Source organism: Rothia sp. HMSC036D11 (genome assembly GCF_001814205.1).
Lineage (GTDB): Bacteria > Actinomycetota > Actinomycetes > Actinomycetales > Micrococcaceae > Rothia > Rothia dentocariosa.
Map to the genome: position 1 here is coordinate 256,084 of NZ_KV815278.1, position 25,560 is coordinate 281,643.

Annotated in this window: 26 protein-coding genes and 1 riboswitch; of the genes, 17 read left to right on the forward strand and 9 right to left on the reverse strand. The window is 55.3% G+C overall.

The annotated features are described in order from the left end of the window. Window positions 1–78 precede the first annotated feature (78 nt). The 3 genes from groL (at window position 79) to rlmC (ending at window position 3,527) form a co-directional block, all read left to right on the forward strand. Complete coding sequence (gene groL / locus HMPREF2958_RS03340; protein WP_048754150.1) at window positions 79–1,701, forward strand: chaperonin GroEL; 1,623 nt, start codon at window positions 79–81, stop codon at window positions 1,699–1,701. A 253-nt stretch (window positions 1,702–1,954) separates the two neighbouring features. Further along, window positions 1,955–2,335 carry a hypothetical protein gene (locus HMPREF2958_RS10965; RefSeq protein WP_168165960.1) on the forward strand — a complete coding sequence of 127 codons (381 nt, stop codon included), beginning with the start codon at window positions 1,955–1,957 and terminating at the stop codon, window positions 2,333–2,335. Between the two features lie 61 nt (window positions 2,336–2,396). Further along, window positions 2,397–3,527, forward strand: coding sequence for a 23S rRNA (uracil(747)-C(5))-methyltransferase RlmC (gene rlmC / locus HMPREF2958_RS03350; RefSeq protein WP_070696578.1), 1,131 nt, complete (start codon window positions 2,397–2,399; stop codon window positions 3,525–3,527). 171 nt (window positions 3,528–3,698) lie between these two features. Here the strand turns inward: rlmC and HMPREF2958_RS03355 are convergent, their stop codons facing one another. Then, the gene (locus HMPREF2958_RS03355; protein WP_246828007.1) at window positions 3,699–5,081 is read right to left on the reverse strand and encodes an MFS transporter; all 1,383 of its coding nucleotides are present in this window, start codon (window positions 5,079–5,081) and stop codon (window positions 3,699–3,701) included. Window positions 5,082–5,354: 273 nt separating this feature from the next. Here HMPREF2958_RS03355 and HMPREF2958_RS03360 point away from each other — a divergent pair, with 273 nt between their 5' ends. The 4 genes from HMPREF2958_RS03360 (at window position 5,355) to HMPREF2958_RS03375 (ending at window position 9,630) form a co-directional block, all read left to right on the forward strand. Next, on the forward strand, window positions 5,355–5,774 hold the full coding sequence (locus tag HMPREF2958_RS03360; protein ID WP_004005581.1) for a cupin domain-containing protein: 420 nt from the start codon (window positions 5,355–5,357) through the stop codon (window positions 5,772–5,774). A gap of 385 nt (window positions 5,775–6,159) precedes the next feature. Further along, window positions 6,160–6,579 (forward strand): cupin domain-containing protein, encoded by a 420-nt coding sequence (locus HMPREF2958_RS03365; RefSeq protein WP_070696583.1) that lies wholly within the window; start codon window positions 6,160–6,162, stop codon window positions 6,577–6,579. Between the two features lie 387 nt (window positions 6,580–6,966). Then, on the forward strand, window positions 6,967–8,469 hold the full coding sequence (locus HMPREF2958_RS03370) for a hypothetical protein (RefSeq protein WP_070696586.1): 1,503 nt from the start codon (window positions 6,967–6,969) through the stop codon (window positions 8,467–8,469). 162 nt (window positions 8,470–8,631) lie between these two features. After that, window positions 8,632–9,630, forward strand: coding sequence for an AbiH family protein (locus HMPREF2958_RS03375; RefSeq protein ID WP_070696589.1), 999 nt, complete (start codon window positions 8,632–8,634; stop codon window positions 9,628–9,630). On the opposite strand, the gene HMPREF2958_RS10970 is transcribed toward HMPREF2958_RS03375, so the two are convergent. Beyond that, window positions 9,631–9,771: a hypothetical protein gene (locus HMPREF2958_RS10970; RefSeq protein ID WP_168165961.1), complete on the reverse strand. Its 141-nt coding sequence runs from the start codon at window positions 9,769–9,771 to the stop codon at window positions 9,631–9,633. A gap of 91 nt (window positions 9,772–9,862) precedes the next feature. Beyond that, complete coding sequence (locus HMPREF2958_RS03380; RefSeq protein ID WP_070696593.1) at window positions 9,863–10,393, reverse strand: mycothiol transferase; 531 nt, start codon at window positions 10,391–10,393, stop codon at window positions 9,863–9,865. A gap of 228 nt (window positions 10,394–10,621) precedes the next feature. Between HMPREF2958_RS03380 and HMPREF2958_RS03385 the strand changes: the two genes are divergently transcribed. Continuing rightward, on the forward strand, window positions 10,622–10,924 hold the full coding sequence (locus tag HMPREF2958_RS03385; protein WP_070696596.1) for a HigA family addiction module antitoxin: 303 nt from the start codon (window positions 10,622–10,624) through the stop codon (window positions 10,922–10,924). 82 nt (window positions 10,925–11,006) lie between these two features. Here the strand turns inward: HMPREF2958_RS03385 and HMPREF2958_RS03390 are convergent, their stop codons facing one another. After that, complete coding sequence (locus HMPREF2958_RS03390) at window positions 11,007–11,354, reverse strand: winged helix-turn-helix transcriptional regulator (protein WP_070696599.1); 348 nt, start codon at window positions 11,352–11,354, stop codon at window positions 11,007–11,009. Window positions 11,355–11,465: 111 nt separating this feature from the next. Between HMPREF2958_RS03390 and HMPREF2958_RS03395 the strand changes: the two genes are divergently transcribed. The 5 genes from HMPREF2958_RS03395 to HMPREF2958_RS03415 all read left to right on the forward strand — a co-directional run bounded on the left by HMPREF2958_RS03395 (window position 11,466) and on the right by HMPREF2958_RS03415 (window position 16,572). After that, window positions 11,466–12,095: an NAD(P)-dependent oxidoreductase gene (locus HMPREF2958_RS03395; protein WP_070696602.1), complete on the forward strand. Its 630-nt coding sequence runs from the start codon at window positions 11,466–11,468 to the stop codon at window positions 12,093–12,095. Window positions 12,096–12,340: 245 nt separating this feature from the next. Further along, window positions 12,341–13,747, forward strand: coding sequence for an FAD-dependent oxidoreductase (locus HMPREF2958_RS03400; protein ID WP_070696605.1), 1,407 nt, complete (start codon window positions 12,341–12,343; stop codon window positions 13,745–13,747). Window positions 13,748–13,957: 210 nt separating this feature from the next. Then, entirely contained in the window at window positions 13,958–14,656 is a 699-nt protein-coding gene (locus HMPREF2958_RS03405; RefSeq protein WP_070696609.1) for an isochorismatase family protein, read from the forward strand. Then, complete coding sequence (locus HMPREF2958_RS03410; RefSeq protein WP_070696612.1) at window positions 14,653–15,420, forward strand: SDR family oxidoreductase; 768 nt, start codon at window positions 14,653–14,655, stop codon at window positions 15,418–15,420. Before HMPREF2958_RS03405 ends, HMPREF2958_RS03410 begins: the two co-directional genes overlap by 4 nt. Before the next feature lie 21 nt (window positions 15,421–15,441). Beyond that, on the forward strand, window positions 15,442–16,572 hold the full coding sequence (locus tag HMPREF2958_RS03415; RefSeq protein ID WP_070696616.1) for an isochorismate synthase: 1,131 nt from the start codon (window positions 15,442–15,444) through the stop codon (window positions 16,570–16,572). Here HMPREF2958_RS03415 and HMPREF2958_RS03420 read toward each other — a convergent pair. Continuing rightward, complete coding sequence (locus HMPREF2958_RS03420; protein WP_070696619.1) at window positions 16,535–17,593, reverse strand: 4'-phosphopantetheinyl transferase family protein; 1,059 nt, start codon at window positions 17,591–17,593, stop codon at window positions 16,535–16,537. The two genes, HMPREF2958_RS03415 and HMPREF2958_RS03420, sit on opposite strands and share 38 nt — an antisense overlap. A 114-nt stretch (window positions 17,594–17,707) precedes the next feature. On the opposite strand from HMPREF2958_RS03420, the gene HMPREF2958_RS03425 reads away from it, so the two are divergent. Then, window positions 17,708–19,039, forward strand: coding sequence for a ribonuclease H family protein (locus tag HMPREF2958_RS03425; protein WP_070696622.1), 1,332 nt, complete (start codon window positions 17,708–17,710; stop codon window positions 19,037–19,039). A 169-nt stretch (window positions 19,040–19,208) separates the two neighbouring features. Here HMPREF2958_RS03425 and HMPREF2958_RS03430 read toward each other — a convergent pair whose 3' ends face one another. The 4 genes from HMPREF2958_RS03430 to HMPREF2958_RS03445 all read right to left on the reverse strand — a co-directional run bounded on the left by HMPREF2958_RS03430 (window position 19,209) and on the right by HMPREF2958_RS03445 (window position 22,300). Then, a complete protein-coding gene (locus HMPREF2958_RS03430; RefSeq protein WP_004005567.1) occupies window positions 19,209–19,499 on the reverse strand; it encodes a WXG100 family type VII secretion target in 291 nt (96 codons plus the stop codon). A 272-nt stretch (window positions 19,500–19,771) separates the two neighbouring features. Then, on the reverse strand, window positions 19,772–21,262 hold the full coding sequence (locus tag HMPREF2958_RS03435; RefSeq protein WP_070696625.1) for a sensor histidine kinase: 1,491 nt from the start codon (window positions 21,260–21,262) through the stop codon (window positions 19,772–19,774). A gap of 6 nt (window positions 21,263–21,268) precedes the next feature. After that, window positions 21,269–21,973, reverse strand: coding sequence for a response regulator transcription factor (locus HMPREF2958_RS03440; protein ID WP_070696628.1), 705 nt, complete (start codon window positions 21,971–21,973; stop codon window positions 21,269–21,271). Between the two features lie 60 nt (window positions 21,974–22,033). Beyond that, window positions 22,034–22,300, reverse strand: a complete 267-nt coding sequence (locus HMPREF2958_RS03445; RefSeq protein WP_004005565.1) for a hypothetical protein — start codon at window positions 22,298–22,300, stop codon at window positions 22,034–22,036. Between the two features lie 175 nt (window positions 22,301–22,475). Here HMPREF2958_RS03445 and HMPREF2958_RS03450 point away from each other — a divergent pair, with 175 nt between their 5' ends. The 3 genes from HMPREF2958_RS03450 (at window position 22,476) to HMPREF2958_RS03460 (ending at window position 25,455) form a co-directional block, all read left to right on the forward strand. After that, window positions 22,476–23,015 (forward strand): DUF3027 domain-containing protein, encoded by a 540-nt coding sequence (locus HMPREF2958_RS03450; protein ID WP_246826058.1) that lies wholly within the window; start codon window positions 22,476–22,478, stop codon window positions 23,013–23,015. A 229-nt stretch (window positions 23,016–23,244) separates the two neighbouring features. Then, window positions 23,245–23,949: an iron-dependent transcriptional repressor DtxR gene (locus HMPREF2958_RS03455; RefSeq protein ID WP_004005563.1), complete on the forward strand. Its 705-nt coding sequence runs from the start codon at window positions 23,245–23,247 to the stop codon at window positions 23,947–23,949. Window positions 23,950–24,616: 667 nt separating this feature from the next. After that, window positions 24,617–24,799: riboswitch (cyclic di-AMP (ydaO/yuaA leader) on the forward strand. A 2-nt stretch (window positions 24,800–24,801) separates the two neighbouring features. Next, window positions 24,802–25,455 carry a C40 family peptidase gene (locus HMPREF2958_RS03460; protein WP_004005562.1) on the forward strand — a complete coding sequence of 218 codons (654 nt, stop codon included), beginning with the start codon at window positions 24,802–24,804 and terminating at the stop codon, window positions 25,453–25,455. Window positions 25,456–25,560 lie beyond the last annotated feature (105 nt).

The window sequence follows — 25,560 nt, forward strand, 5'->3', positions numbered from 1 at the left end:
AACCGGTGTCGAAATCTGCTTCGGCAGACCGGAAAACCTGAGCGCTCCATTCGATACGTCCAGGAGGGATATCGCCACATGGCAAAACTTATTGCTTTTGATGAAGAAGCTCGCCGCGGTCTAGAGCGCGGACTGAACACTCTAGCCGATGCCGTTAAGGTAACTCTTGGCCCCCGTGGCCGCAACGTCGTGCTTGAGAAGTCGTGGGGCGCACCCACGATCACCAACGACGGTGTTTCCATCGCCAAAGAGATCGAGCTTGAAGACCCCTATGAAAAGATTGGCGCCGAACTCGTCAAAGAGGTAGCCAAGAAGACCGACGATATCGCAGGTGACGGTACCACCACCGCAACCGTGCTCGCTCAGGCGCTCGTGCGTGAGGGCCTGCGCAACGTGGCTGCTGGTGCTGACCCGCTGAGCCTCAAGCGCGGTATTGAGAAGGCTGTTGAGGAGGTCACCAAGACTCTGCTCGACTCCGCGAAAGAGGTTGAGACTGAGGAAGAGATCGCGGCAACCGCATCCATCTCTGCGGGCGATCAGGAGATCGGTAAGCTGATTGCTCAGGCTATGGAGAAGGTCGGCAAGGAAGGCGTGATTACCGTTGAGGAATCCAACACCTTCGGCCTGCATCTGGAACTCACCGAGGGTATGCGCTTCGATAAGGGCTTCCTCTCCGGCTACTTCGTGACCGACCCCGAGCGTCAGGAAGCCGTGCTGGAAGACCCCTACATCCTGGTGGTCAACCAGAAGATCTCGAACGTGAAAGATCTGGTTCCCGTTCTTGAGAAGGTCATGCAGTCCGGCAAGCCGCTGCTGATTATCGCCGAGGATGTTGAGGGCGAGGCTCTGGCACTGCTCGTGCTGAACAAGATGCGCGGCTCCATCAAGTCCGTTGCCGTGAAGGCACCCGGTTTCGGTGACCGTCGCAAGGCTATGATGGCTGATATTGCGATCCTCACCGGCGGCCAGGTTATTACCGAAGAGGTTGGCCTGTCTCTGGATACTGCAACCCTTGAGATGCTGGGTAAGGCACGCAAGGTTGTTGTCACCAAGGATGAGACCACCATTATTGAGGGCGCTGGCGACGCCGCCGCACTTGAGGGCCGCGTGGCACAGATTCGCGCCGAGATCGCAAACTCCGATTCCGACTACGACCGCGAGAAGCTGCAGGAGCGCCTAGCAAAGCTCGCCGGTGGTGTGGCTGTGCTCAAGGCTGGCGCGGCAACCGAGGTTGAGCTGAAGGAACGCAAGCACCGCATTGAGGATGCTGTGCGCAACGCAAAGGCAGCCGTTGAAGAGGGTATCGTCCCCGGCGGCGGCGTGGCACTGATTCAGGCGGGCGCGAAGGTCTTCGATAAGCTCGACCTGAAGGGTGACGAGGCAACCGGCGCAAACATCGTGCGCGTGGCTATCGATGCGCCGCTGAAGCAGATCGCAACGAACGCTGGTCTTGAGCCCGGCGTGGTGGTCGATAAGGTTCGTTCTCTGCCCGAGGGCACCGGCCTGAACGCTGCAACCGGCGAGTACGAAGACCTCATGGCTGCGGGTATTAACGACCCCGTGAAGGTGACCCGTTCCGCTCTGCAGAACGCTGCATCGATCGCCGGTCTGTTCCTGACCACCGAGGCTGTGGTGGCGAACAAGCCTGAGCCTGCATCCGCTGCGGCACCGGCTGCTGACCCGATGGGCGGCATGATGTAACGTTTCCCGACTGAGGGAGTATGTTGAAGCTCTCCGGGGTGGGTTCCTGACCGGCACAATGCCGGGTACGGAGCTCGCCCCGGAGAGTTTTTGTCTATCTCAGAACCGCGAGCAGGTGGTTTTTGGCCCGAGCAGGTAGGAAAATCCTACCTTTTCGGCGAGATACTACCTGCTCGCGCGTATGCACGATTGCTCGCGACGTGCGCCGTGATTCGTTCGGGATGGGCGAGCCGCGCGGTATGCTGGATTTATGATGTCTAACACCACCTCCAAATCTTCCGAAAACAACGCCCCCGATGCCCCCGCCCGTTCCGACCGAAACGCAAAGAGCATTGGCTCGCGAAATTCATTTCTGAGCATCGGGTCGGTGAACTCGGTGTGCAGCATTGGCTCCGTCAATTCGGCGTTTTCGATCGGCTCGGTTTTCTCGTTCGGATCTATCGGCTCGGCTTTTTCTTCGCTGTCCATTGCCTCGTGCCTGAGCTTCATGAGCGTGTTATCGGTTTTATCGGAATCATCTGTGCTCTCGGCACGGTCGTACAGGTCGGTGCTTAAGGCGGTCAGCAGAAGACGGCAAAGAAACCGTAGCCTTTCCGCCGCCTTGCCTGCGATGGTGCAGGGGAGAACAGCATAGCGGCAGTGCCACCTGGCGGGTTACCCGTGCCCGCGCATCCACAGGGTAGAATAGTGGGGCTATGGAATGCGCCTATTACCGTGAGAGTCTTTGCCGCTCCTGCACCAGCATCGAAACCCCGTACCCCGCCCAGCTCGCGGCGAAACAGGCCGATGCGCGCAGGCTTCTTGCGGCGTACCCTCACCTGGCCTGGCTGGAACCTGTTGCCAGCAACGAGGCGCATTTTCGGAATAAGGCGAAGCTGGTGGTGGGCGGTTCGGCGCAGAATCCATCCCTGGGCATCGTGGATTATCGTTCGGGAAACGCCACCGATTTAAGCGAATGCCCGCTCTATATTGAGCCGATTGAGCGTGCCATTCCGGTGCTGCATGAGCTTATTCAGCGTGCCGATTTGACCCCGTATGACATTCCGGCCCGGCGTGGTGAGCTCAAGAATATTCTGGTGACCGCATCCGAGACGGGCGAGCTGATGGTGCGGTTTGTGCTCCGCTCGAAAAAGCTGCTGGTGCCTATTCGCCGCCAGCTGGGGTGGCTGCAGGAGCGTCTGCCGAAGTTGGCGGTGCTGTCGGTGAACCTGCTGCGCGAGCATGTGGCGCTGATTGAGGGCGACGAAGAGATTATTCTGACCGAGCGGCAAACCCTGCCGATGCGCGTGAACGGCATGAGCCTGCACCTGCGACCGCAGAGTTTCTTTCAGACGAACACGCAGATTGCGCAGGCGATGTACGCGCAGGGTCGCGAGTGGGTGGGGCAGGTGCAGCCGCGTACGCTCTGGGATTTGTATTGCGGTGTGGGCGGTTTTGCCCTGCACGCGGCGCAGGTGATGCACGGTGAGGTCACCGGGATCGAGATCAGTGCGGAGGCGATTCGCAGCGCCCAGCGTACCGTTGTCGAGCAGGGGCTTGAGGGCGTGAAATTTGCTGCGGGGAATGCGACCGAGTTCGCCGTGAACGCCCGCGAAACCCCCGAAATGCTGGTGGTGAACCCGCCCCGGCGAGGTATTGGTGAGAGGCTGTGCGCTTGGGTTGAGGGCTCCGGGATTGAGCACATGATTTATTCGAGCTGCAACGCAAAAACCCTTGCCGCTGACCTGGCGCGCATGCCTTCCTATAAACCGGTCGCCGTGCGCGTGCTGGATATGTTCCCGCATACGAACCACTATGAGGTTATAACGTTGCTGAGGCTCGGGTAGGTTTCTCGGGTCAAGCGCTCAACCCAATTCCGCGAGCAGATAGGATTTCGCCGAGCAGATAGCAATCCGTTATCTTTTCGTCGAAATCCTATCTGCTCGCGGTGCTGTCGGGGCAGTCCGCAGCGTAGTGGGTTTGAGTCGGTAATACGTCGATGCGCTACGCAGAGCAAGTCATGCGCCCGCACGGCCCTTTGTCTCATTCCGCGCTTCCTGCACCCGAATGGCTCGTGCGGTCGGGCCGAGAATGAATGTGAATACGGTGGCGATGATGAAGAGTGCCCCTCCGGCAACAATGGTGTTGATCGCCCCGAATGCTGGCACGGCCCATCCGGTGATGAGGTACCCGACCATGCCCGCTAGGGAGAAAATCACGCCCATGAAGCTGTAGACGCGCCCGCGCATGTGCTCGTCGATAGCGTCTGCGAAGAGGACTTGCCCGAGCACTTCTTCGGGTCCGTAGAACATGCCCCAGATGAACCAGAGCACGAGTACCGCCCACAGTGCCGGGTGCAGTCCCATGCTCAGGCAGACGGCGCCGTAGCCGAGTCCGGAGATGCACATCCACCCGCGTTTGGTTATGCGTACCCGCCCGGTGCCTGTGCCGACGCCGAGTTTGGCTGAGAGCCAGGAGCTGATCACGCATCCGGCGGCGTAGACGGAGGTTGCGATTCCGAAGGCGGTGTAGTCGTGCCCGAGGTCGCGGGTGAGGTATTCGAGCATGGGCAGGGTGGTGATGGGTACGGCGGCGATAGAGAGGAACCAGAAGGCGAGCATGCCGCGCACGACCGGGTTGTGTGCGGTGTAGGCGGCGCCTTCGCGCAGGAGTCTGCCGGTGTGGTGTTCCTGTACGGTGGCGGTGCGTTCGGCGTGGGTGAGGTCGTAGTTGCGTATGGTGGCGACGGTGAGGGCAGCGAGCAGGTTGAGGGTTCCTGCGAATCCGACGGCGAGGGCTGGTGTGGTGAAGGATGCGACGGCGGCTGCGATGGTGGGGCCGAGGGTTTGGGCGAGGAAGATGAGGCTGCCGCGGCGTGCCATGTATTTTTGGTAGTCGTCGCCGAGCAGAGAAGGCATGGCGGCTGAGGCTGCGGGGGATGAGAAGGTGCCGAAGGTTGAGACGAGGAATGCGATGGTGAGGAAGGCGGGTAGTCCTGCGGCGGCGTAGAGTGCTGGGGATGCGATGAGTAGGGCGGCGCTGGCGGTTCTGAAGCTGACGGTGAGGGTTTTGCGGTTGAATTTGTCGGCGATGGTGCCTGCGAAGGGCGCGAAGAGGATGACGGGGACTGCTTCTACGACCATGACGATAGCGGAGTGGGTGAGGTCGCCGGTGGCGCCGTAGGTGAGCAGGGGCATGGCGATAGCTTGGATGCTGGAGGCCAGAGCATCAGAAACCTGCGCGGTCAGGAGCGTGAGCTGTCCGCGTGCGTTCAGCGGCGCTGCTGATGTTGGTTTTGATGCTGTGGATGTGGGATTTGCGGTTGAGTCTGGTGTGTTTGTTGGGGTGCGCGGCTTAGGTGGTTCAGGGAGCTCAGGCGAAGGGTCTGTGGTGCGTCTCATAATACTGTGGATTCTATCACGGGTGAGAACGCTGGTGGGTGGGGTGTGGAAGGTTCGCTGAATAGGTGTGGAACCCACGGGATGACAAACTGATAGATACAGTGGACCTGAGATGAGGGCAAGCCGCTTCAAATAAAAACCATCACCCTGCCATCACGTCCCGTCGCCGCCTCAACATTCTCCCTCCCACCGCTTCTCACGAAGTTGTCAGCGAGAGTAGATTAAAGATACGGAAGGTTTCTTAGATGAAACCTATGCCGAAAGGAACAGATGATGTCAAAGTTTAAGACCGAAGTAACCGAAGGTATTTTCCCGCTGGGTGAGGTGAACCCGGTATCGACAGCGCCGGATATGCCGTCAAGCTACAACTACCCGCTGGTGTTTGACCCGGAGGTGAGCGCCAAGGTGGCGAACGTGAGTTTTGAGCCCGGTGCCCGTACTAAATGGCATAAGCATGTGGGTGGGTACCAGATTTTGTTGGTGACCGCCGGTGAGGGCTGGTATCAGCAGGAGGGCGAGGAGCCCCGCAAACTTCACGCCGGGGATGTGGCGGTCGCCCGTAATGGGGTGAAGCACTGGCACGGTGCCGCTGCCGATTCGTGGCTTTCGCATATCGTGGTGAACGCGGGTGAGGCTGTTTGGGGCGACCCGGTGACTGATGAGGAATACCCGGACTCCGAGAAATATAGGTAAACGCGGTCTCGAAGGCCGGATGCGTGGGCAGGGCTTCGTGTTTTTCTGGGGTCTTCATCGAGCCAGCTAACTTAGCCACAGCATCGCGATCAGGCACATAACACTAGTGTAAGCGTGCGAGCAGATAGGATTTCGACGAAAAGATAACATTTCGCTATCTTTTCGTCGAAATCCTATCTGCTCGCGCGGTGCTCTTAGGGTATCCCGCAGAGTGGCGGGTGTGAGGCGGTGGCACGCGCGGATGCGGCGTGTCGCTGTGGGTTTCGCGTCATAAAGCGCCACAAACAAAATTTTTGGGTGTTTCTCTCCGAAAATCCTAGGTTTAAGGAAACGTTAAGGGTAATCTAATGCCTGAACGACGTTTCAAGGGCAAACGGAGGAATCCATGAGTCAATACGAGACTGAAGTGACCGAGGGTGTGTTCCCGCTCGGCGGTGTGAACGATGCGCTCGCCCAGTATTTCAGCGGCACTAGCTACATGAATACGCTGGTGAATGATCCGGATGTGCCTGTCACCGTGGCGAATGTGAGTTTCGAGCCGGGTGTTCGTAATAACTGGCATAAGCATAATGGCGGGTTCCAGATCATCCTGGCGACGGCGGGGGAGGGTTGGTACCAGGAAGAAGGCCAGCCACCCGTCAAACTCCATGCTGGGGATGTGGCTCTCGCCAAAGACGGCGTGAAGCACTGGCACGGAGCTACGGCAGACTCATGGTTCTCCCACCTTGTTATCACGGCAGGTATGGCAGAATGGCTGGAACCGGTGGGAGATGATGAGTATACAGAGATTCATGAGTATAGGTAAACGCGGCCCCGACCGGATGCGTGCGGGTGGGTTTTCCCAAGTTTTTATCGAATGAGACCGCAGCGTGGCGGGTCTGAGGCGGAAGTGTGTCGAGGTGACGCGCTGGCGTGGGCTTCGCGTCATAAAATGTCGCAAACAATTTTTGGGCGTTTCTATCAGAAAATCCAGCGCGTGAGAGAAACTTAACATTAAGGTGGTGATTGAATTTTGAAGTATGAGGACAGAAATATGGTGGGCTACAAACTCTACTGGAAAACCAACAGATATTCGCTCTGTCGACGCAGCGTCTAATGACTTGAGCCAGTCAAGAGGAAGAATTAAAAGTGGTTTAAACAGTAAAACACAACAGCGTACCATTTTTGTAATAGGATTAATGGAGAAGGAATCATGAATTGGATAAGCGAAGAAGATCAGAAAGAAGGTAGGAAAAAATTTCTTAATTCTATTTTCTATCCAATATGGGTTTGGTTTATAGTTATATGTATTGTGCTTGGTTTCTCCCATATGATTATTACCTATCCAGAAAATTCAAGAACTAGCAATTATCTGGAAGTATTTAAAAATACTATATCAATCGTGCCACTTTTATTTAATTTCAAAGTATCTATAATTACGTCCTTTGCAACATTAATATTGGCTCTTTTCTTGAATTTTAGAAACGAAAATGAGAATAGCTGGAAATCGCCAGAAGAGTTTATTAGAAAATTTTCTTATAAATTATATGTAGAAATGATTGTAAATTTTTTGGGAGTTATCTGGTTTATTTTATTTTTATGTAAAGTTTTAAATATAGAGGATGGCTTTATGCAAGAAGATTTTAAAATAGATCCGGAAATACCACCATGGGTATTTTTATTTTTATCATGGTTTGTTTTATCTATTTTAAATTATATCAAGAATGAGGATTTTTCAGCACACGATCGAATTATGTCCTCGTATCGTAATGTAATTAAAGTGGAAGGAGGCGATAAAAATTTACATAGAGTTTCCGATTATATTTATAAATTATACTTACAGAAGGGTAAGAAAAGTAAAAAGAGCAAGAATTTAAATCATTATAACAAGATATTAAAAGATATAGTAATCGGGGCGAAAGAAAGGGGTAGATTACCATCTCAACTAGACTATAATTCATGGGTAAAAGATGTGGTTAAAGAAAACAATAAACTGATCATGAATAGGAATGCGATGGGTATTATTTTTGTCGCAGTAGGCGGTATTTTTCAATTTCTCATTCTTTGGGGCATCGGCGGTTTTGTATATGGGGTTGAGTTGCGTTTAGACAATAAATCAATCCTCCCATGGTTGGGAGCAATTTGTTACGGGATAGTTTTTTCGTTTTACTACTCTGCTGCGTTACATAATAGTGTACTTAATTGGTGTATTTTTTCTAGGATATATCCTCGCGGTTTTAAAACAATAACCCATTTCGGGGCTGTTGTTATTTTGGTTTTTTCATTATTATATGCGCATTTTTTAATAATTATTGCGCTTATAAATTCTTCTACTTTTAGTTACAGTGCTAATTGGCTAGTAGATATTGTAATATTTATAGCATTTATTATTATACCTATTATAGAAGTCTGGTTTTATCTAAATAAGGTAACTAAAGCATTCGTAGACATTAATAATAATGCTGCAAAAAATATAAACTATTGTATTGATATTTTTAACAAAGATTCCAGAAGTACTAAGAAGATGAAAAAGATAAAAAAATTAAATGATAAGAGTAGTGATTTAAACGTTTTTAAAATTGCATTTTCTGTTTATCTTCAGTTGGAGTCTCGTAAATCCTATGAGGAATATATGCGATTTTCGGGAAAAAGTACTAAAAATCTGGATAAAGATCTAAAGAAAGCGTATAAACTTGCAAAGAAAAATGTGAAATAATATTTGGTATTACAAAAAATTGTTTTAGTATATTTCATATTATATAGATAACTCTCAAGATTAAAAATGAAAATCTTTTCTTTTCCACTCTTCTGGTTGATGTTGCTTAGGCTGTAATTGAATACAGCAAAATTATCTGAATACTAATATAGGGGTGAAGAATTGAAGAACCTTTACATTGTTGGTAACGGTTTTGATCTTGCACATGGACTTCCAACATCTTATATGCATTTCGCTTATTTCATTTATAAAAATTATATTGCTGATACACAACCTGAATATAAGTATTTAATGTATGAAGAATTTCTGAAAGAGTCTGAGAATATTTTAATATCTTTTAATGATAATGTTTGGGATTTTCCTCCTGAGGAAATAGCAGATATACAACCGTGGTCTTATATAGAGGGGCTGATCGTAGGTTTTTTGGGAATTCTTGGGTATTCTGAAATTAAGGATTTATGGTCAGATTTGGAAAGTGCTTTGGGGAAAATCGATTACCGGTCAATTAGGGATGAAATTGAGGATGTTGTTGATAAAGAAGGAGATTTTGATATTCGAAAGACTGGATATATTTTAGAAGATGGAAGTCAAGCTTGGTCTAGAGCTGCATATGAATTTAAGTCAGTTTTTCAAGAATGGGTGGATACGATTGTAATTGAAAAATATAAAAAGAAAGAAAAATTTTCCAAATATGTAAAAGAGCATAAGGGATATTTTGTTAGCTTTAATTATACTGAAACTCTTCAAGAACTATATAATATACAGAATCAGGATATATTGTATATTCATGGTTTTAGAGGTTGTAAAGAAGGTAGTCTTATTGTAGGGCACAATGCTGGAGAAATTAAGTATGAGAGTTCTATGTTAGGCTATGATGATAACGTTCGTTCTTTACATACAGAACTTGCAAAGAACCTACAATTAGATACCCTAAAGAATTTCCTGGATACTCCTGAAGATATAACCAATATAATATGCATTGGTTTTAGTTTTGGTGATTCTGACGATGAATACATCCGTGCCCTTATCGATCACCCTAAAACCTCGCACGCAGCCTGGTTGCTCAATGAATACAATAAGGATGAAGTAGCCGAGCAATCCAGGAAACTACAGAGGCTTGGTGTAGATCCATCGAAAATTATCTCTGAAAAGATTCTGTAATCAATCCTTCTTCGAATGCTTAGCCACCACCTCGGGGTGGGGGTCAAGGAGTGCCCGTCCTGCGGCGGTGAGTTTATAAGACCGAGCGGGAACCGCATCCTTAAGTTGAATGAGGGAGAGGTGTTCCTGCGCGAGCCTCATCAGCTCAGCCTTTTTCTTAACCGCCTAAGCGCCGCCACCTGTTTAGCGGTCGCGCCGTCACGCCAATCGTTTCTGTTCGTGCTCACTGTCATTACGCCGCCCCGCCCGAGCCAGCCGCATCCGCGAGAATACCCGCCGCATACGCCGCCTGCCCCACGTGCTGGGCGGCATCGTCGATCATACTCACCAGCCGCACCCCGCGCGTCACATGCGGAGTCCACGACGTATCAATCACGTCATCCAAATCAGCCTCGCTCAAACCCGCAATATACTCGCTCAACGCCGCGGTAGCCGCACCCAAATATTCAACCAGCAGCGCGGCATCCTCCACCACGACGGCACACGCCTGTTCGGCGGTGTGGCCGTAGCCCACCGTATCGCCCAGCTCACCCAAGTTGAAGCGGGCATCGAACCCCTGATTATGCCACACCTGCGGCTCGCCATTCAGCTGCGCGAGCTGCGCATCCATCTGCCGCCCCGAATGCCACAGCAGCCAGGCGATCGAATTCGTATGCCCACCCGCGTGCGCGTTCAACGCCCCTTCGGGCAGAGTGTTTACAAGGGCTTTCGCTTCGGTGGCGGGTCGGCTTGCGGCTTCGCACAGAACATCGCGAGCATCCATAACAGCTCCTTTGTTTGGGGAGAAAAACGTCTACCACCAGTCTAGATTTCAAAGCGCAGAGGCACACCTATTTTGAGGCTATTTAAGCTGCGAAACGCAAAGCAACCCGCAGGATGGGATGTACTTCTGCCAGTTACCGCGCCGCCCCACACGTCATATGCAGACAATATAATCAGTGGAGAATATGTTTTAGGTGGACCGACTTAGGACCTGAGGAGGTAGAGATCGTTGACTATCACTGACAAAATTGCGCCAATTCATCCCGGAGAAGTCCTGCTGGAAGACTTTATTGAAGGGTTTGGGATTACCCAGAATAAGGTGGCGGTGGCAATCGGCGTGCCGCCCCGGCGCATCAATGAGATCGTGCACGGCAAACGAGGAATCACAGCCGATACAGCTGCGCGCCTTGCCCGCTACTTCGGCACAACACCGCAGTTTTGGCTGAACCTGCAAACCACGTATGAGCTCGATATGGTGGAAGACCTCAAGGGTGAGCAGATAGCGGCAATCCAACCGCTCAAGGTGGCGTAACAGCCAGTACTGCCCTTGTCTATTTTGAGGCACACCAAGGCCAGCCGGCGCAATAACGCTCACCGCTGCCGTTCTTTCACAACTAACGCTGCGCGACGGTCTTCTGATAGCGTTCGCCCCACGCCCACAGTGCATCGAACAGGGTGCGCATGCTCTGCCCCAGCTCGGTCAGCTTATACTCCACGCGCGGCGGCACCTGCTCGTAGACAGTGCGGGTGAGGATTCCGCGAGCCTCAAGCTGGCGTAGATTTTCGGTGAGTACCTTCTGCGAAATATTGCCGAGCGAGCGCTGAAGCTCTTTATATCGCAGGGGCCCGTTCAATAAATAGTGCACAATGAGAGCGCCCCAGCGCGTTGAAATAACCTCCAGTGTGGCTTCGACGGGGCACTGCGGTAACTCAGGATCTGTGTAGGAGTCTTGATTAAACACTTTAGTTCCTTAAAGTAACTGAGGCACGTTAAAGTGCCGTCTTCACAGGTGTTTATCGCGTCGGTAGCGTTGAATACGTCCTAAGAATACAACGTTTATCGCGGAGGAAACATGAAAATCGCAGTCATCGGTGCAAACGGTAAAGCCGGTACTCTCGTCGTGCGAGAGGCCACCGAACGCGGGCATGAAATTACCGCTATCATGCGTTCCGAACACCCCACCCCGGCGCAGCACACACTTATTAAGGACGTTTTCGCGCTCACTCGCAACGACCTGTTGGGGTTCGATGCAGTGGTGGATGCATTCGGCACACAGACTCCTGAAAACTTCCACCAGCATAAGGATCATTTAGTACATCTTGCAGATGGGCTCAGCGGCACCCAAACCCACCTGCTCGTTATAGGCGGTGCCGGTAGCCTGTACACTGACGACACAAAGACTAAGCGGCTTGTAGACTCGCCCGCTATGCCGGAAGAGTTCAAGTCGCTGTCAATCGCGAAAACACAGGCGTATGATGCGCTGCGCATCCGCGACGATGTTGCCTGGACGTACCTGAGCCCGGCCCTGGTGTTTAACCCCGAGGGTGAGCGCACGGGCGAATACCAGCTGGCAGGCGATGTGCTAACGATGAATGCTGCCGGGCAGAGCGAAATTAGCTATGCGGATTTTGCGGTCGCCGTGATTGACCTTATTGAGTCGGGGGAGCATCAGCGCGAGCGCGTAAGCGTAGTGTCGCGGTAGCTTGTGCCCCCGCTGCTGGGCGTAAAAGAGCCTTGATATGAATAAAGCGGGATTTCCAACGCTTTATTCACATCAAGGCTCTTTTTAGGCTGCGTAAGATAAGGTAGACGGCCCGCCAGCGTAGCGTCAAAAAACTTAATGTTTTCTTGCAAAAACCAGGAATAAATGCCACACGCCGCCCGTTGAAGTTCACCGGAACACCAGACACAAATTATAAACACCTCAAACTTCACCGGGAGAACACTATGACTACCGCGCGCCTTCACTTCGATATGGTCGTTATCGGCTTCGGCAAGGGCGGCAAAACCCTCGCTGGCGCCTACGCGAAAACCGGCAAGAACGTTGCCCTGATCGAGCAGTCCTCGAACATGTACGGCGGCACCTGCATCAATATTGGGTGCGTGCCCACCAAGGCGCTTGTGCACCGGGCTGACGAATTCCGTGCCAGCGGCGAACACAATGCCGACGCTGCGAACGCCGCCTACGAGAGCGCCGTGATTTTCCGTGACAAACTCACCGGTGCCATGCGCGCGAAGAACCGCGAGATTCTCGAATCGAACGCCACCGCCAAGCTCATTGACGGTCACGCACGGTTCCTCTCAGATACCGAGGTTGAGGTCACCGCGGGCGAGGACAAACTGGTCGTCACCGCCGACTGCTTTATCATCAACACCGGTGCCGTGGCGACTATCCCGCCTATCCCGGGCGCCCGCGAATCGAAGCGCGTGCTCACCTCCACCGAGTTGCAGAAGCTCACCCCGCGCCCGAAGCGCCTGGGCATTATCGGCGGCGGCCCCATTGGCGTCGAGTTCGCCGGTATTTTCTCCTCCTACGGCACCGAAGTAACCCTGCTTGAAGGCGCTCCCACGCTTTTCGGGCGTTACGATGATGACGTCGCCCAGGCAGCACGCGAGATTATCGCCGACCAGGGCATTACCGCTCACGCGGGCGTTCGCATAGAGACCGTTACCGATAACGCCGACTCCGTAACCGTGAACTACCTGGATTCCGAGGGTGCGTCCAAGCACCTTGAGGTGGATTACGTGATGGTCGCAACCGGGCGTAAACCCGCCACCGAGGGGCTGGGGCTTGAGAACACGAGCATCGAAACCACCGAGCATGGCGCAATCGTTGTCGACGAGCACCTGCGCACTACGGCACCGAATATTTTTGCGCTCGGCGACGTTAACGGCGGCCCGCAGTTCACCTACATTTCGCTGGATGACTACCGCGTGGTGCTCTCGCAGCTGCTCGGTGACGGTTCCCGCTCCACGAAGGACCGCCAGGCGGTTGCCGCAACCATCTACATGAACCCGCCGCTCTCGTCCGTCGGCCTCACTGAGCGTGATGCGCTCGCCGCCGGTCACACCATCAAGGTTGCCGCCAAGCCTGTTGCCGCTATCGCCGCCATGCCCCGTGCGAAGACCCTGGAAAACCCGCGCGGCATCATGAAGTTTGTGATTGATGCCGAGACTGACCAGATTCTTGGTGCTCAGCTGTTGGTGGTCGAGTCTATGGAGGTTATCAACCTTGTGGCGTTGGCAATGCGCCACAATATTACGGCATCGCAGCTACGTGATGAAATTTACACCCACCCTTCAATTACTGAAGGCCTGAATGAGGTTTTGGCGAATGCGGTGCCTGTGAATTAAACTTTGTCCTTGAAATAACAGGAGACTTTGGGTGCCTGCGAGCTTCCCAACCCGTGCTGTCGTGATGCGGCGGCGGGTTGGGAAGCTCGTTTAGTTACGGGGCGTCTATATCTATTAGCTAAGGATGACCTAATATAGTACTTGCAGACAGACAAACGTTCTATTAAGAACCCCCTAAGCTGTTGTAACTCAATGGCAGGAGAAGATCATATGGCGCTACCCAAGATTGCCCCCTATTCGTACCGCGAACAGGAACATCAAAACCGTGTAAACTGGCGGGTCGATCCCGCGCGTGCCGCGCTTCTCGTGCACGATATGCAGCGCTATTTCGTGCGCGCCTTTGAGCTGGAACGCGACGGACAACCCCTCCCAGACGCTCAAATCAACATTGCCATTGCCAATATTCGCCGCCTACTAGATGCGGCACACGCGGCGAACATCCCGGTCTACTACACCGCCCAACCACCCCGCCAGAACCCCGCCGACAGGCGCCTGCTGACCGACTTCTGGGGCGACGGCCTGCAGGACGACGAAAGCGCCCGGATCCTCGACGAACTCGCCCCCACCGAAGCCGATACCGTGCTCACCAAATGGCGCTACTCCGCCTTCGTGCGTTCCCCGCTCGAAGAACAGCTCAAAGACCTCGGGCTCGATCAGCTCATTATCGGCGGCATATACGCACATATCGGCTGCCTGACCACCGCCCTTGAAGCGTTCATGCGTGATATTCAGCCCTTCATGGTCACGGATGCGCTCGCCGACTTCACCGAAAAAGAGCACCGTATGGCCTGCGAATACGCCTCGGGTCGATGCGCCCGCGTGCTTAACACCGCCGAGGTGCTGGAGAACATCAACACCGGTGCTCTCGTCACAGCAGACGAACCGGAACTCCTAAAGGTATGCGCATGAGCTGGGTTATCGTGACCGGCGCAAACGGCGGAATCGGCGCGGCAACCGTGCACGAACTCATCAAGAATAACTATTCGGTGTATGCCGCCGATCTGGCGGACAAACCGCACGAATCATTCGCCGCCTACGGCGACGCCATCTTCCGCTACAGCCCCGTTAATGTGGGTGATGAAGAATCGGTGCGGGCGCTCGCGCATGCCGCCGCTGAAGTGGATGAACCTATCCAAGGCGCCGTCTTGGCGGCGGGAATCGTGCACAGCAAACCGCTCTTAGACACCTCTTTTGAAGACTGGAAACGGCTGCATGCGGTCAATGCTGACGGCGTTTTCCTGTGCCTGCGTGAGTTCGCGCGCGTTATGATTGAGCAGGTGCAGACATCACCCGAGAACACGCGCTCGCTGGTGACGGTCGCCTCCAACGCCGCCCGCGTGCCCCGCGCCGAGTTCGGTGCTTACGGGGCCTCGAAAGCCTCAGCGGCGCGGGTATCGTCAAGCTTTGGGCTGCAGCTGGCGCGCCATGGCATTCGCGTGAACACGGTCTACCCCGGCACCACCCGCACCCCCATGGTGACCGACGCCTGGAACGGCGAAGACCTCAGCGCCCTACCCGTGGCGGGCAGCCCTGAGACCTTCCGCCTGGGAATTCCGCTCGGGCGCATCGCCGAACCCGCCGATATTGCGGCGGTGAATGCCTTCCTCATCAGCGATGCCTCACGGCATATCACCATGCAAAATATTGTTGCCGATGGCGGCGCAACCTTCTAACAGACCCGAAAGGCGTTATCAGTGAGCAATAATCTTCCTGATTTTATGTTTGCCACCGGAACCCGCGTGATGCGTACCGCCGGTTCCCTGCGCCAGGTCGCCCTTGAGGATGCGCGCGCCGCCGCCGAATCCGCCGGTACCGCCGTGGTCGGTCTAATTCCTTTCGACCCGAACGCCCCCGCGCATCTCTTTGTGCCCGAACGCCTGCAGATCGACGACATTCCGGTGCCCGAGCACGAGGTTACACTCGCCGAACCAACGCAGATTGAGGGCCGCGAAAACCCCGGATACCGGCAGGCGGTGGCGACCGCCGTTGAGCGTATGAAGGCGCATCAGCTGGATAAGGTCGTGCTCTCTCGCCTGCTGCGCGCCGATTATGCGCCGGGTGCCCTCGACCTTGCCGGGGTGTATAACAACCTGCGCGCCCAGCAGCCCAACACGTTTGTTTTTAGCGTTAAGCTGCCGCAGGGTCACCGCGGGTTGGAGCATCCATATCTGATGGGTGCCTCGCCGGAGCTGATTTTCAGTACGGACCCCGATACCGGGGAAGGCAGCGCCTTCAAAACGCACCCGTTGGCGGGCAGTGCGCCGCGCATCGCCGAGCATGGAAGCGCCGAGGATGAGGCTCTTGGGCAGCGGCTTATGGCTTCGCGTAAGGACCGTGGCGAGCATGCGACCGTTATCGCTGATATTCGGGCGCAGCTGGAACCCATGACCCGCCAGCTCACTATTCCTGAGGTGCCTTCGCTTCTGCAGACCCCGCAGCTGTGGCATTTGGGCACCCCCATCTCGGGCGTGCTTAAGCAGGGTATGACCTGCCTGGATGGTGCGCGCGCCATTCACCCGACCCCTGCGATTTGCGGCGCCCCCACCGAGGCTGCGCGGCGTATGATCGCCGAACTTGAGCCGTTTAGCCGCGACTATTTTGGCGGGCTTGTCGGCTATATGAACGCAGACGGAAGCGGTCAGTGGGCGCTCGTGCTGCGCTGTGCTGAGGTTGATGCGCAAACCGCCATCCTCTATGCGGGCGCGGGCATTGTGGCTGAGTCAGACCCGGTGCTGGAACACACCGAAACCGGCACGAAACTGGGTAGTTTCGGGCGCGCGCTGGGTATTAATACGCTGCCGCAGGCGGTTCCAGCAGACGCTTAACATCCAGCGGTGTGGCGACCGAGTGCACATCCACCACGGGAACGGTGTCTTCGGTTGCCACCGCCAGAAGGAACCGTTCGGGATGCGCCGCCCGCCCCGCCGTATCCGCCGTTGGATGCGCTACCGGGCTGAGCGTCAGCACCGACCAGGTGATAAAGAACGAGCGCTCGTCGCCCTCGCGGGCGTTTTCGCCCGATATATCGCGGGTTTTCGGGGTCTGATGCTTATCGGCGTCCTCACCGCCCGCCGACGTTTCCTCTGCTGACGTATCTGAGTCTTCGGGCAGAGTGAGCGTGGCACGCACACTTACCCGCGGACTTACCGAAAGCTCATGCTCGCAGGGGCGATCCTGTCTGCCCGGCGCATCCAGCGGGTTTGCCGGTTCGCACAATGCGCTGACCATCGCCAAGGTCGCATCATCGCACTCAATCTGCACCGTCTGCGGTGAAACACTTAGTCCGTGCCCGGTTGCCTTGAGTACTGCCTCCTTCGCGGTCCAGATGGCAACTCCCGCCGCCTGCTGTTGGCCTGGCGGCAGAGACTCATAGGCGGCACGTTCATCGACGGTGAGCGCAACCCGCGCGAAACCCGGGAAAAGTGAGGCCTGAACCGCCTCAAGATCAATGCCGAGAACAACCTGCTGCTGGGCACAAAAACCGCCTGCCGCCAGCGAGGGAACCTGCGACATATTGAAATTCACGCCCGCAATGCGCGGCTTACCGTGCGGTTTACCGCTCGTGCAGAGCCGACATGACCGATCCACCGTGATCGTGCGTGCGCTCCGCCCCGAAATACCCAGCCGAGGCGCAGCCAAGGCCCGCATGAGGGCTTCAGTCGCCAGGTAACTCACCGAGGCCGACGGGCTGTGTATCGACGCCGCCTTGCGCCGAGCTTCCTCGCCTACATAGTCAAGCCACGTGAACCTTAACCCACCGGTAAAGGTGCGGGTGGGCAGGGTAAATACACTGATGTGCGTGCGTGAAACATCCGCATCCCCGGAAGACATAGAGTGGATGGTCATACCCTAAGTCTACCTGCCCGCCGCCTGGAACCTGAGCGACGTTACGAAACCTAGAGCTTCATGAACTGACGCCACACTCTGCGCTTTACGAGCGTGTAAGGTAAAGTCGAGAGCATGCAGAATCAGATTATTGCGGCGGCTGACGGCTCCGCGCTTGGTAATCCCGGGCCTGCCGGATGGGCATGGTACATTGACGAGAACCACTGGGCGGCAGGGGGCTGGGAGCACGGTACCAACAATATGGGCGAGATCAAGGCAGTTCTCGACCTGTTTGAGGCGACCGCACACCGCGCCGAGAGCAAACTTCTGATCTACTGCGACAGCCAGTACGTGATTAACTCCCTCACCCAGTGGATGCCCGGGTGGAAGAAACGCGGCTGGAAAAAGGCCGACGGTAAACCCGTGCAGAATCGTGACCTGCTCGAAGCGCTCGATGCCGCAAGCACCGGCAGGGACTACGAGATGGTCTGGGTTAAAGGGCATGCTGGGCACGAGCTGAACGAGGCCGCAGACTCCCGCGCGAACGCAGCCGCACAGGCCTTCAAAGAGGGGCGAGAACCCGAAACCGGCCCGGGATTTCCCGGTTCGCCCCGTACAACGGGTGAACAGAGCGCCCCGAGCACCCAAGCCGCCCAAACTCGTGAAACCGAGAACCACGCCCACGCCCAAGACCCCGATACTCTCGCTGCGGATGCGCACCTGAGCCTCGAAGATTTCACCGAGACCGAGGTGGAACGCGCACGCCAGGGGTTTGACTCCCTGAAACTCAACGGGATTCTCAAGCCCGCATCCGCCGTTACCGCCCCCGATCCGCAGGCGGTGCAGGAGCGGAAAACGAAACTTGCCGAAGCCTCCGCACGTGCCGCAGAGCGTGAGGCGCAGGCGCAGCAACGAGCGCTCGCCGAGCAGGAACTTGCCGAATCAGAAGCTGAAGAGAACGAAGAATTTGAAGGCGAAGAGTTCGAGGAAGCCGAGCAGGAGAATAACTCTCAGGGAAGTGCCACGGAAAATGCCGTGCCCGAAGAGCCTGCGCCCGTTAAAGACGCCCCCACGGGAACCGCCGCACCGGCACCTGCACAACCGGAACTTTCCGCTCCGAACCCCGAAGATGCCGTGCACGCCGAACGTGAGCTTGAGATGCGCGGCGGGAGCATGAGCGAATCCGAGATTTCTGCGCTGCTGCACGAGCGTCTGGTATGGGTGACCGCGACCGGTCGTTCCGTCAGCCGTGCCGACACCATTGCGTACCGTGCGCGCGCCTTCACCCAGCAGGGCAGCCCCGCCAAACAGGGCGTGCAGGTTGTCGATGATCATAATGTGCTCATCATGGCGGCAGTGCAGACGGCACGCGGACGGGTCAATCGTTCGAGCCTGTGGCATTACGACACGGCAGCAGCCCCGAACGGGTGGCGGCTGCGGTTTAGGCAAGAGACTACCGCATCCTAAGCTCGCACATCGCCCGCATAAATCGGCGCAGTCCGCGCGGGAACCGACGTCACCAGATCATCTGCGCCTAAGAAAAACCGGGGCTGCCGTGAAGTCCGCTATCAATCCTTCACGGCAGCCCCGCGTGCTATCTCGTTAAAGTTCAGTGCACATAGTGCGGCTCTGGAACCTAGCCCACGAACATCGCAGCATTCGCGTTTTCAGTCTCCGCGTAGTTCACACCCGCACGGTCTAGAGCCTCGTTAATCTGGGTAATCGACTCTTCCACACGCTTCTGGGTGCCGCGCCAATTATCAAGCACCGCCTGAAAGTTCGTCGATGCCGAGCCCGTCCACGAACCCTGCAAATCCTGTAGGGATGCGGTCATCCCGGTAACCTCGGCGCTAATGTTAGCGACCTGGGTTTTAGCCTGGGCTGCCTTCGCTGCAATAGTCTCTGAATCGACGACGAACTGTGCCATGATATTCCTCCTGGGTAGAGTGTAAAGGTTTTTCGAAAGCTGCCGACCACGTGAAATTCTGCCGTAGAATTCAATGCCGTGCAGCGCTCACCATCTACCCTAGAGAAACGCCCATCGCGATGCGCCCGCGAACCTTACTGTCTGTGGATAACTGCCCGCGCGGGACACAAAAACCGGTTATCCACAGTCCGAGAGCGTCCTAAAACCGGCATGGGATGCGGTTTCTCATCCGCACCAGCCGAACTATGACGAACTATATCTCCGCCCAGCGGCTACTGCGAAACACCGTTATCGGTTATCACCGGCGCCGGATAGAATGGCAGGCTAATCACAAAGGTCGCACCGCCTCCGGACGTTTCCTCAATATGCACAGAACCGTCGTGCTGCTCCAAAATCGCCGCCACAATCGACAGCCCCAGCCCGGTGCCGCCGGTCTCACGCGAACGCGAGGTATCGGTGCGGTAGAAACGCTCGAACACGCGCTCGCGATCTTCACCGTGAATACCCGGGCCGTGATCGCGCACCTCAATAACCGAGAGCGGGTATCCGGGAACATCTTCGCGCACGCCAACCGCGATTTCTAAGGGTGTGCCCGCCGGAGTGTAGCGCATCGCGTTGGTAAGCAGATTGGCGACCACTTGGCGCATCCGCGATTCGTCGCCGATCACGGGTGCACTTGTGGGGGCCACATCGTCGGTAAGGCCCACCAGCGAGACTTCACGATCCGGCGACGTTGCGTAGGCGTCGTTGCTGGCATCAACCGCCAGGTGGAACAGGTCGAAGGGGGCGAGTTTAGATTCGCGGCGTTCGTCGATGCGCGCCAGCGTGAGCAGATCCTCGACCAGCTGGCCCATGCGCTTCGACTCGGACTCGATGCGCCCCATCGCGGTTGCCACGGCCTCATCGTTGGGCAGGGCGCCCTGGCGGTATAGTTCGGAGTACCCGCGAATACTCACCAGCGGGGTGCGCAGCTCGTGCGAGGCGTCTCCCACGAACCGGCGCATCTTCGCCTCTGACTTCGCCTGTGCATTAAATGAACTCTCAATCTGCGCGAGCATAGTATTCAGCGAGATTGCCAGGTTGCCGATCTCGTTGCTGGGGTTGTAATCCTCGATGCGCTGCGAGAGATCCCCGGCGGCAATCTTCGCGGCGGTCTGCTCCACACGCGCCAGCGGCTCGAAGGTGCGGGTCACAATAACCCAGGTCATCGCGATTGCAGCGGCAAGTGTGGCAAGCCCGAACGCGAAGGTCAGCACCCCAACCAACGCGACCACCTGGTTCGTCTGCTTCAGCGGCAGGGCAATCACCATTGAAGATGCCTGGCCGTTGGTTGAAGACTCCAAAGAAATCGGCATAATACGCCAGTCGTTAGAGCCTGTCCGCGAGTTCACGGTCGTGCCGGTTTCGTGGTATTTCTTGACCTTTTCGGAATCCCAGCCGGTCAGAACCGGCTCGTTTTCCGCCTGCTGATCGGCTCCCGCAATCGAGTACAGCACGTTTCCGTGCTGATCGAGTACATAGACCCGGTACGAGCCGACCGCCCCGTCCTGCCGGGTCTGCGAGGTTCCGACGGAGGAAACGAGCGAGGAAGAGCTCGCCTTCATCTCTTCGTCGAGCTGATGCACCATTTGGGCGCGCAATGCCGAAATCGCCACGAGCGAGGTGACCGCGATGGCAAGCGCAATGAGTACCGAGGTCACCAGCACCAGCTGGGTTCGCAGCGACAGCGAGTGAGGAAGACGATCAACAGGTTTCAGTGGCACGAGATACTAGCTCCGAGAACCGCGAATCATGTAGCCTACACCGCGTTTGGTGTGAATGAGCGGTTCGTGTCCTTCTCGGTTGTTGTCAATCTTGCGGCGCAGGTACGAAATGTACGACTCCACAATGGAGGAATCGCCGTTGAAGTCGTACTCCCATACGTGGTCGAGAATCTGTGCCTTCGAAAGCACGCGGTTTGCGTTGAGCATCAGGTAGTGCAGCAGGTTGAACTCGGTGGGGGAGAGGTCGATTTCCTCGTCTCCCAGGAACACCTCATGGGTGTCAATGTTCAGGCTCAGGTCGTCCACGCGCAAAATCGCGTCGTCTTCCTCCTGAACGTTGCGTGACCGGCGCAGTATAGCGCGGATGCGGGCAATCACCTCATCGAGCGAGAACGGCTTGGTGACGTAGTCGTCACCGCCCGCGCCCAGGCCGGCAACCTTATCTTCGGTGGCGTCCTTCGCGGTGAGGAACAGCACCGGGTACGTGCGCCCCGCATCGCGCAAACGGCGAGTCACCTCAAAGCCGTCCATACCGGGCATCATCACGTCGAGGACGATGAGGTCCGGCTGTTCGTTTTCCGCCTTTTCAATCGCTTCGCGACCGTTACCGGCGGTGACAACCTCAAACCCCGCAAAGCGCAGGGATGTAGCCAAAAGCTCTAGAATATTGAACTCGTCATCAACGACGAGCAGTTTAGCTTCTGCAGACATTGTGTACTCTTCTTTCACCAGGAAAATTATCGGAAAATCTTATGTACCGGTATGCGCGTCTTAGCTTGCTCGCCTGCGCAGAACCGCCAGCACAATGCTGACCATGAGCGCAAGAAAAGCGACCGGAAGCAGAATCAGCGGAATCTGACTCATGAGCGCTGGCGGATGCGCCCCCGCCCATTTCATGAGGAGCATGACGACGCCGCATATTACGCATACTACGGCTAGAATACCGCCGCCTGTACCTAGCCAGCGAATCGCTCGGGTGTAAGGAAGGGCAGCGGCGGCCTCTACGGGCTCAGAGGAAGATACGCTTTTGCTACTCATGGCATAACCGTATCAGGTTTATGGGCCTGCTCCCGCCGAAAAACGCAATATTGCGCTGTGGCGGGCAGTATTCACAGCGTTTGCGCAGGTTAGGGTCTGACATGGGTGCATGCGGGCGAAAACATCACACGAACTCCTCGCCGTCATCGCGCTGGGAGATGCTTTAATAGGTAGTATGTCTGAACAGGTGAACCAACAGCCCGACGAATCTACCGTGCCCACGCTTGAACATGATGCCGAGACAACGGCAGCTGTGCATGACCCTTTCGTCGTTAAGGAAGATGAACTTCCTACCGGGGAACCCACCCTGGGACCTGCGCATAGGCGCCGTCGCACCACGAAGGTTGACGATATTCTTGCGGAGGCAAAAGATATTGCACTCACCGGGGTTGAGGCTGTTGCACCGCATAACTCTATCGGTCTGGTGCATCATTTGCGCGGCGAAGAAGAGCGCTTGACTACGCATCTTTTTGAGTGCCTGCTGCCGGGGTACCGCGGGTGGTTTTGGTTTGCGACTCTGTCGCGGGCGCCTCGATCTAAGGTCGCGACTATCTGCGAAGTCGGTCTGATTCCCGGTGATGATGCGCTTCTCGCCCCCGAATGGGTGCCGTGGGCAGATCGCCTGCAGGCCAGCGAACGTGATAACAACGGCGCTGAGGATGAGGGCGCATCCACTGAGGAACAGCAGGACGCCGAGGATGCCGAAGAGGTTTAGCGTGAGCTTTTGCTGAGAGCCGCCTTGATAGTTTTGCTTTTCGCGGATGTACTCGGAACGATTTTCGAGATGGATTCTAAGGCGAAAAGTTCGCTTCAAGCGACGCGCCGGGGTAATCCGTGGCAAAACTACTTAAAAAGGTACATAATAGTTACTCAGATATAGGTTCGATATAAGGCTAGGCTACGTTTGCTTGGCTGCAGGTTGTATATAAGGGGAATAAGACGGTATGACCGATCTGATTGATACCACTGAAATGTACCTGCGCACCATCCTCGAACTTGAGGAAGAGGGCATTACCCCCATGCGTGCGCGTATTGCGGAACGCTTAGACCATTCCGGTCCGACCGTCTCACAGACCGTGGCGCGTATGGAAAAGCACGGACTGCTCACTGTTGAGCCCGACCGTCACCTCGAACTGACCGATGAAGGTCGCAAGAAGGCTGTTGAGGTTATGCGTAAGCACCGCCTCGCCGAGCGTCTGCTCTCTGATGTGATCGGTCTGGATATCGAGTATGTACATGATGAGGCTTGCCGCTGGGAGCACGTGATGAGCGATCACGTGGAGAGGCGCATTCTGGATATGCTCAACCAGCCTAAATTCTCTCCTTACGGCAACGCTATTCCCGGTCTTGAAGAACTCGGCGTCGACAGCGAAAAGAACGACGAACGTACTGTTCCTATGGCGCTTGCTGCCCGTGATTCCGGACCAGAGGATCGCTTCACGATTTCACGCTTCCCCGAATCTATCCAGACGGATATTGACCTGCTCAAGGTGCTTGCCGACGCCGGTATTACCTTTGGCGCTTCGGTGTCTGTGGTCGGCGGCGACAATAACGATGTGATTGTGCGTGCTGATGGCGAAGATGCCTCTATCTCGCTGGATTTGGATGTTGCGAACGCTATTGTGGTCAAGCGCGCATCTGCACTCTAAAGAATGTATCGTTCGCCAGCCGGGCGGTTGTAGAAGGCGGCCGATAGCGCGCCTTCCCGTATAGATCTCATAATTGACCGTGGGGCTTACCGTAGGGTGAGCTCCACGGTTCTGTTATATCCTGAATTCTCGGGAATGGGCGGGTGTGAGCTGCGGTTACTCCTTAATATATAGGGGGTGGCTGCCGGATTATACTCTTCGGGACGATATATCTGTATCGTCGAGAATTTAGCGTGTCATAGTGCATCCATGCCGGACGTGCCTTTTGCAGACGCGATGTTCAAAACCAGGTTTTGGGGGATACATCCCAGATATAGCGCGGAAGCTGCCGTAAAACGACAAAACTTTACGGTGCGACTATCAGGAGAAAATTAACGTTCGCGCAGAAAAAAATTTTAAGAGATATGGATCAACCTTAAAGAAACCTGGGAATGCTGGATATTGGTGTCGATAAAACCCCTAAAATCCGCGGAACACTGTCTAAAACTACTAGTCAGGGGCTTATTTCAGAAGAACAAGTGTTCTTTTCGTAAAGTATTGATAACTCTCTGTTATGGACTATTTGACACTATTAGAGTGAAAAAAGGTGGCGACACGAGGTGACAACTGAGAGTTTTCTGTGTATTCTCATTTTGTGTCCAAATCCTAATCGTAAGAGGACACCCTTGGAGTGAATCCGCCGAGTTCTGCCAGCACTTCAAGGAACGTCTACCCAATACGGCAGAAGCGGGGGAACCACTTTTTGGTTTCTCCTTAGGGGAGAAGCCTAGGGGCTAAGTCGCGCAAGTGACCGAGTGAATCCATGCTCGCGCCCGACAGCTTACCTCGTCAGGCAATGGAGGAATATTACTAATGGCTAAGAAGATTGTTCGTAACGCAGGTATCGTTGCTGTTGCCGGTGCTGCTGTTATCGGTTCCAACATTCCCGCAAACGCATTTGCTGAGGTTCCTGCAGCAACCGACTTGAGCTACGACTACAGCAGCTACGAGTACGATTACAGCAGCTACCAGACCCCCGCAACTTCCTACGTTGCACCTCAGGCTGAGCAGCAGACCGAGTACGTTGCACCTGCACAACAGACCGCACAGGTTGAGACTACTTCTGCACAGGCACCTGCTCCTGCAGCAGATAAGACTCCTGCACCCGCTACCAACAACGCAACCCGCGACGCTATCGTGTCTGCAGCTAAGGCTGCTCAGGGTACCGGTTACGTTTGGGGCGGTCGCTCCTACGGTGCATGGGACTGCTCCGGCTTCGTCTCCTACATCTTTGCTCAGCAGGGCATCAAGCTGACTCCTTACACCTACACCATGTCCACTGAGCTTCGCGCAACCGCGAACCCCCAGCCTGGCGACATCGTGTTCACCAACGGTTACAACCACGTTGGTATCTACGTGGGTAACGGCCAGATGGTCTCCGCTCTGAACCCCTCGCAGGGTACCCAGCTGACCCCCGTTGATGGCAATGGTTACATGCCTGTCGATGGTTACTACACCGCTTTCTAATCTCATCTGAGATAGAGAAAACTTAGACAAAGACGGCACCCGTCCAATCGGATAGGTGCCGTCTTTGCGTGCTCTGGAAGGTATATATGCCTTTCGAACTTCGGT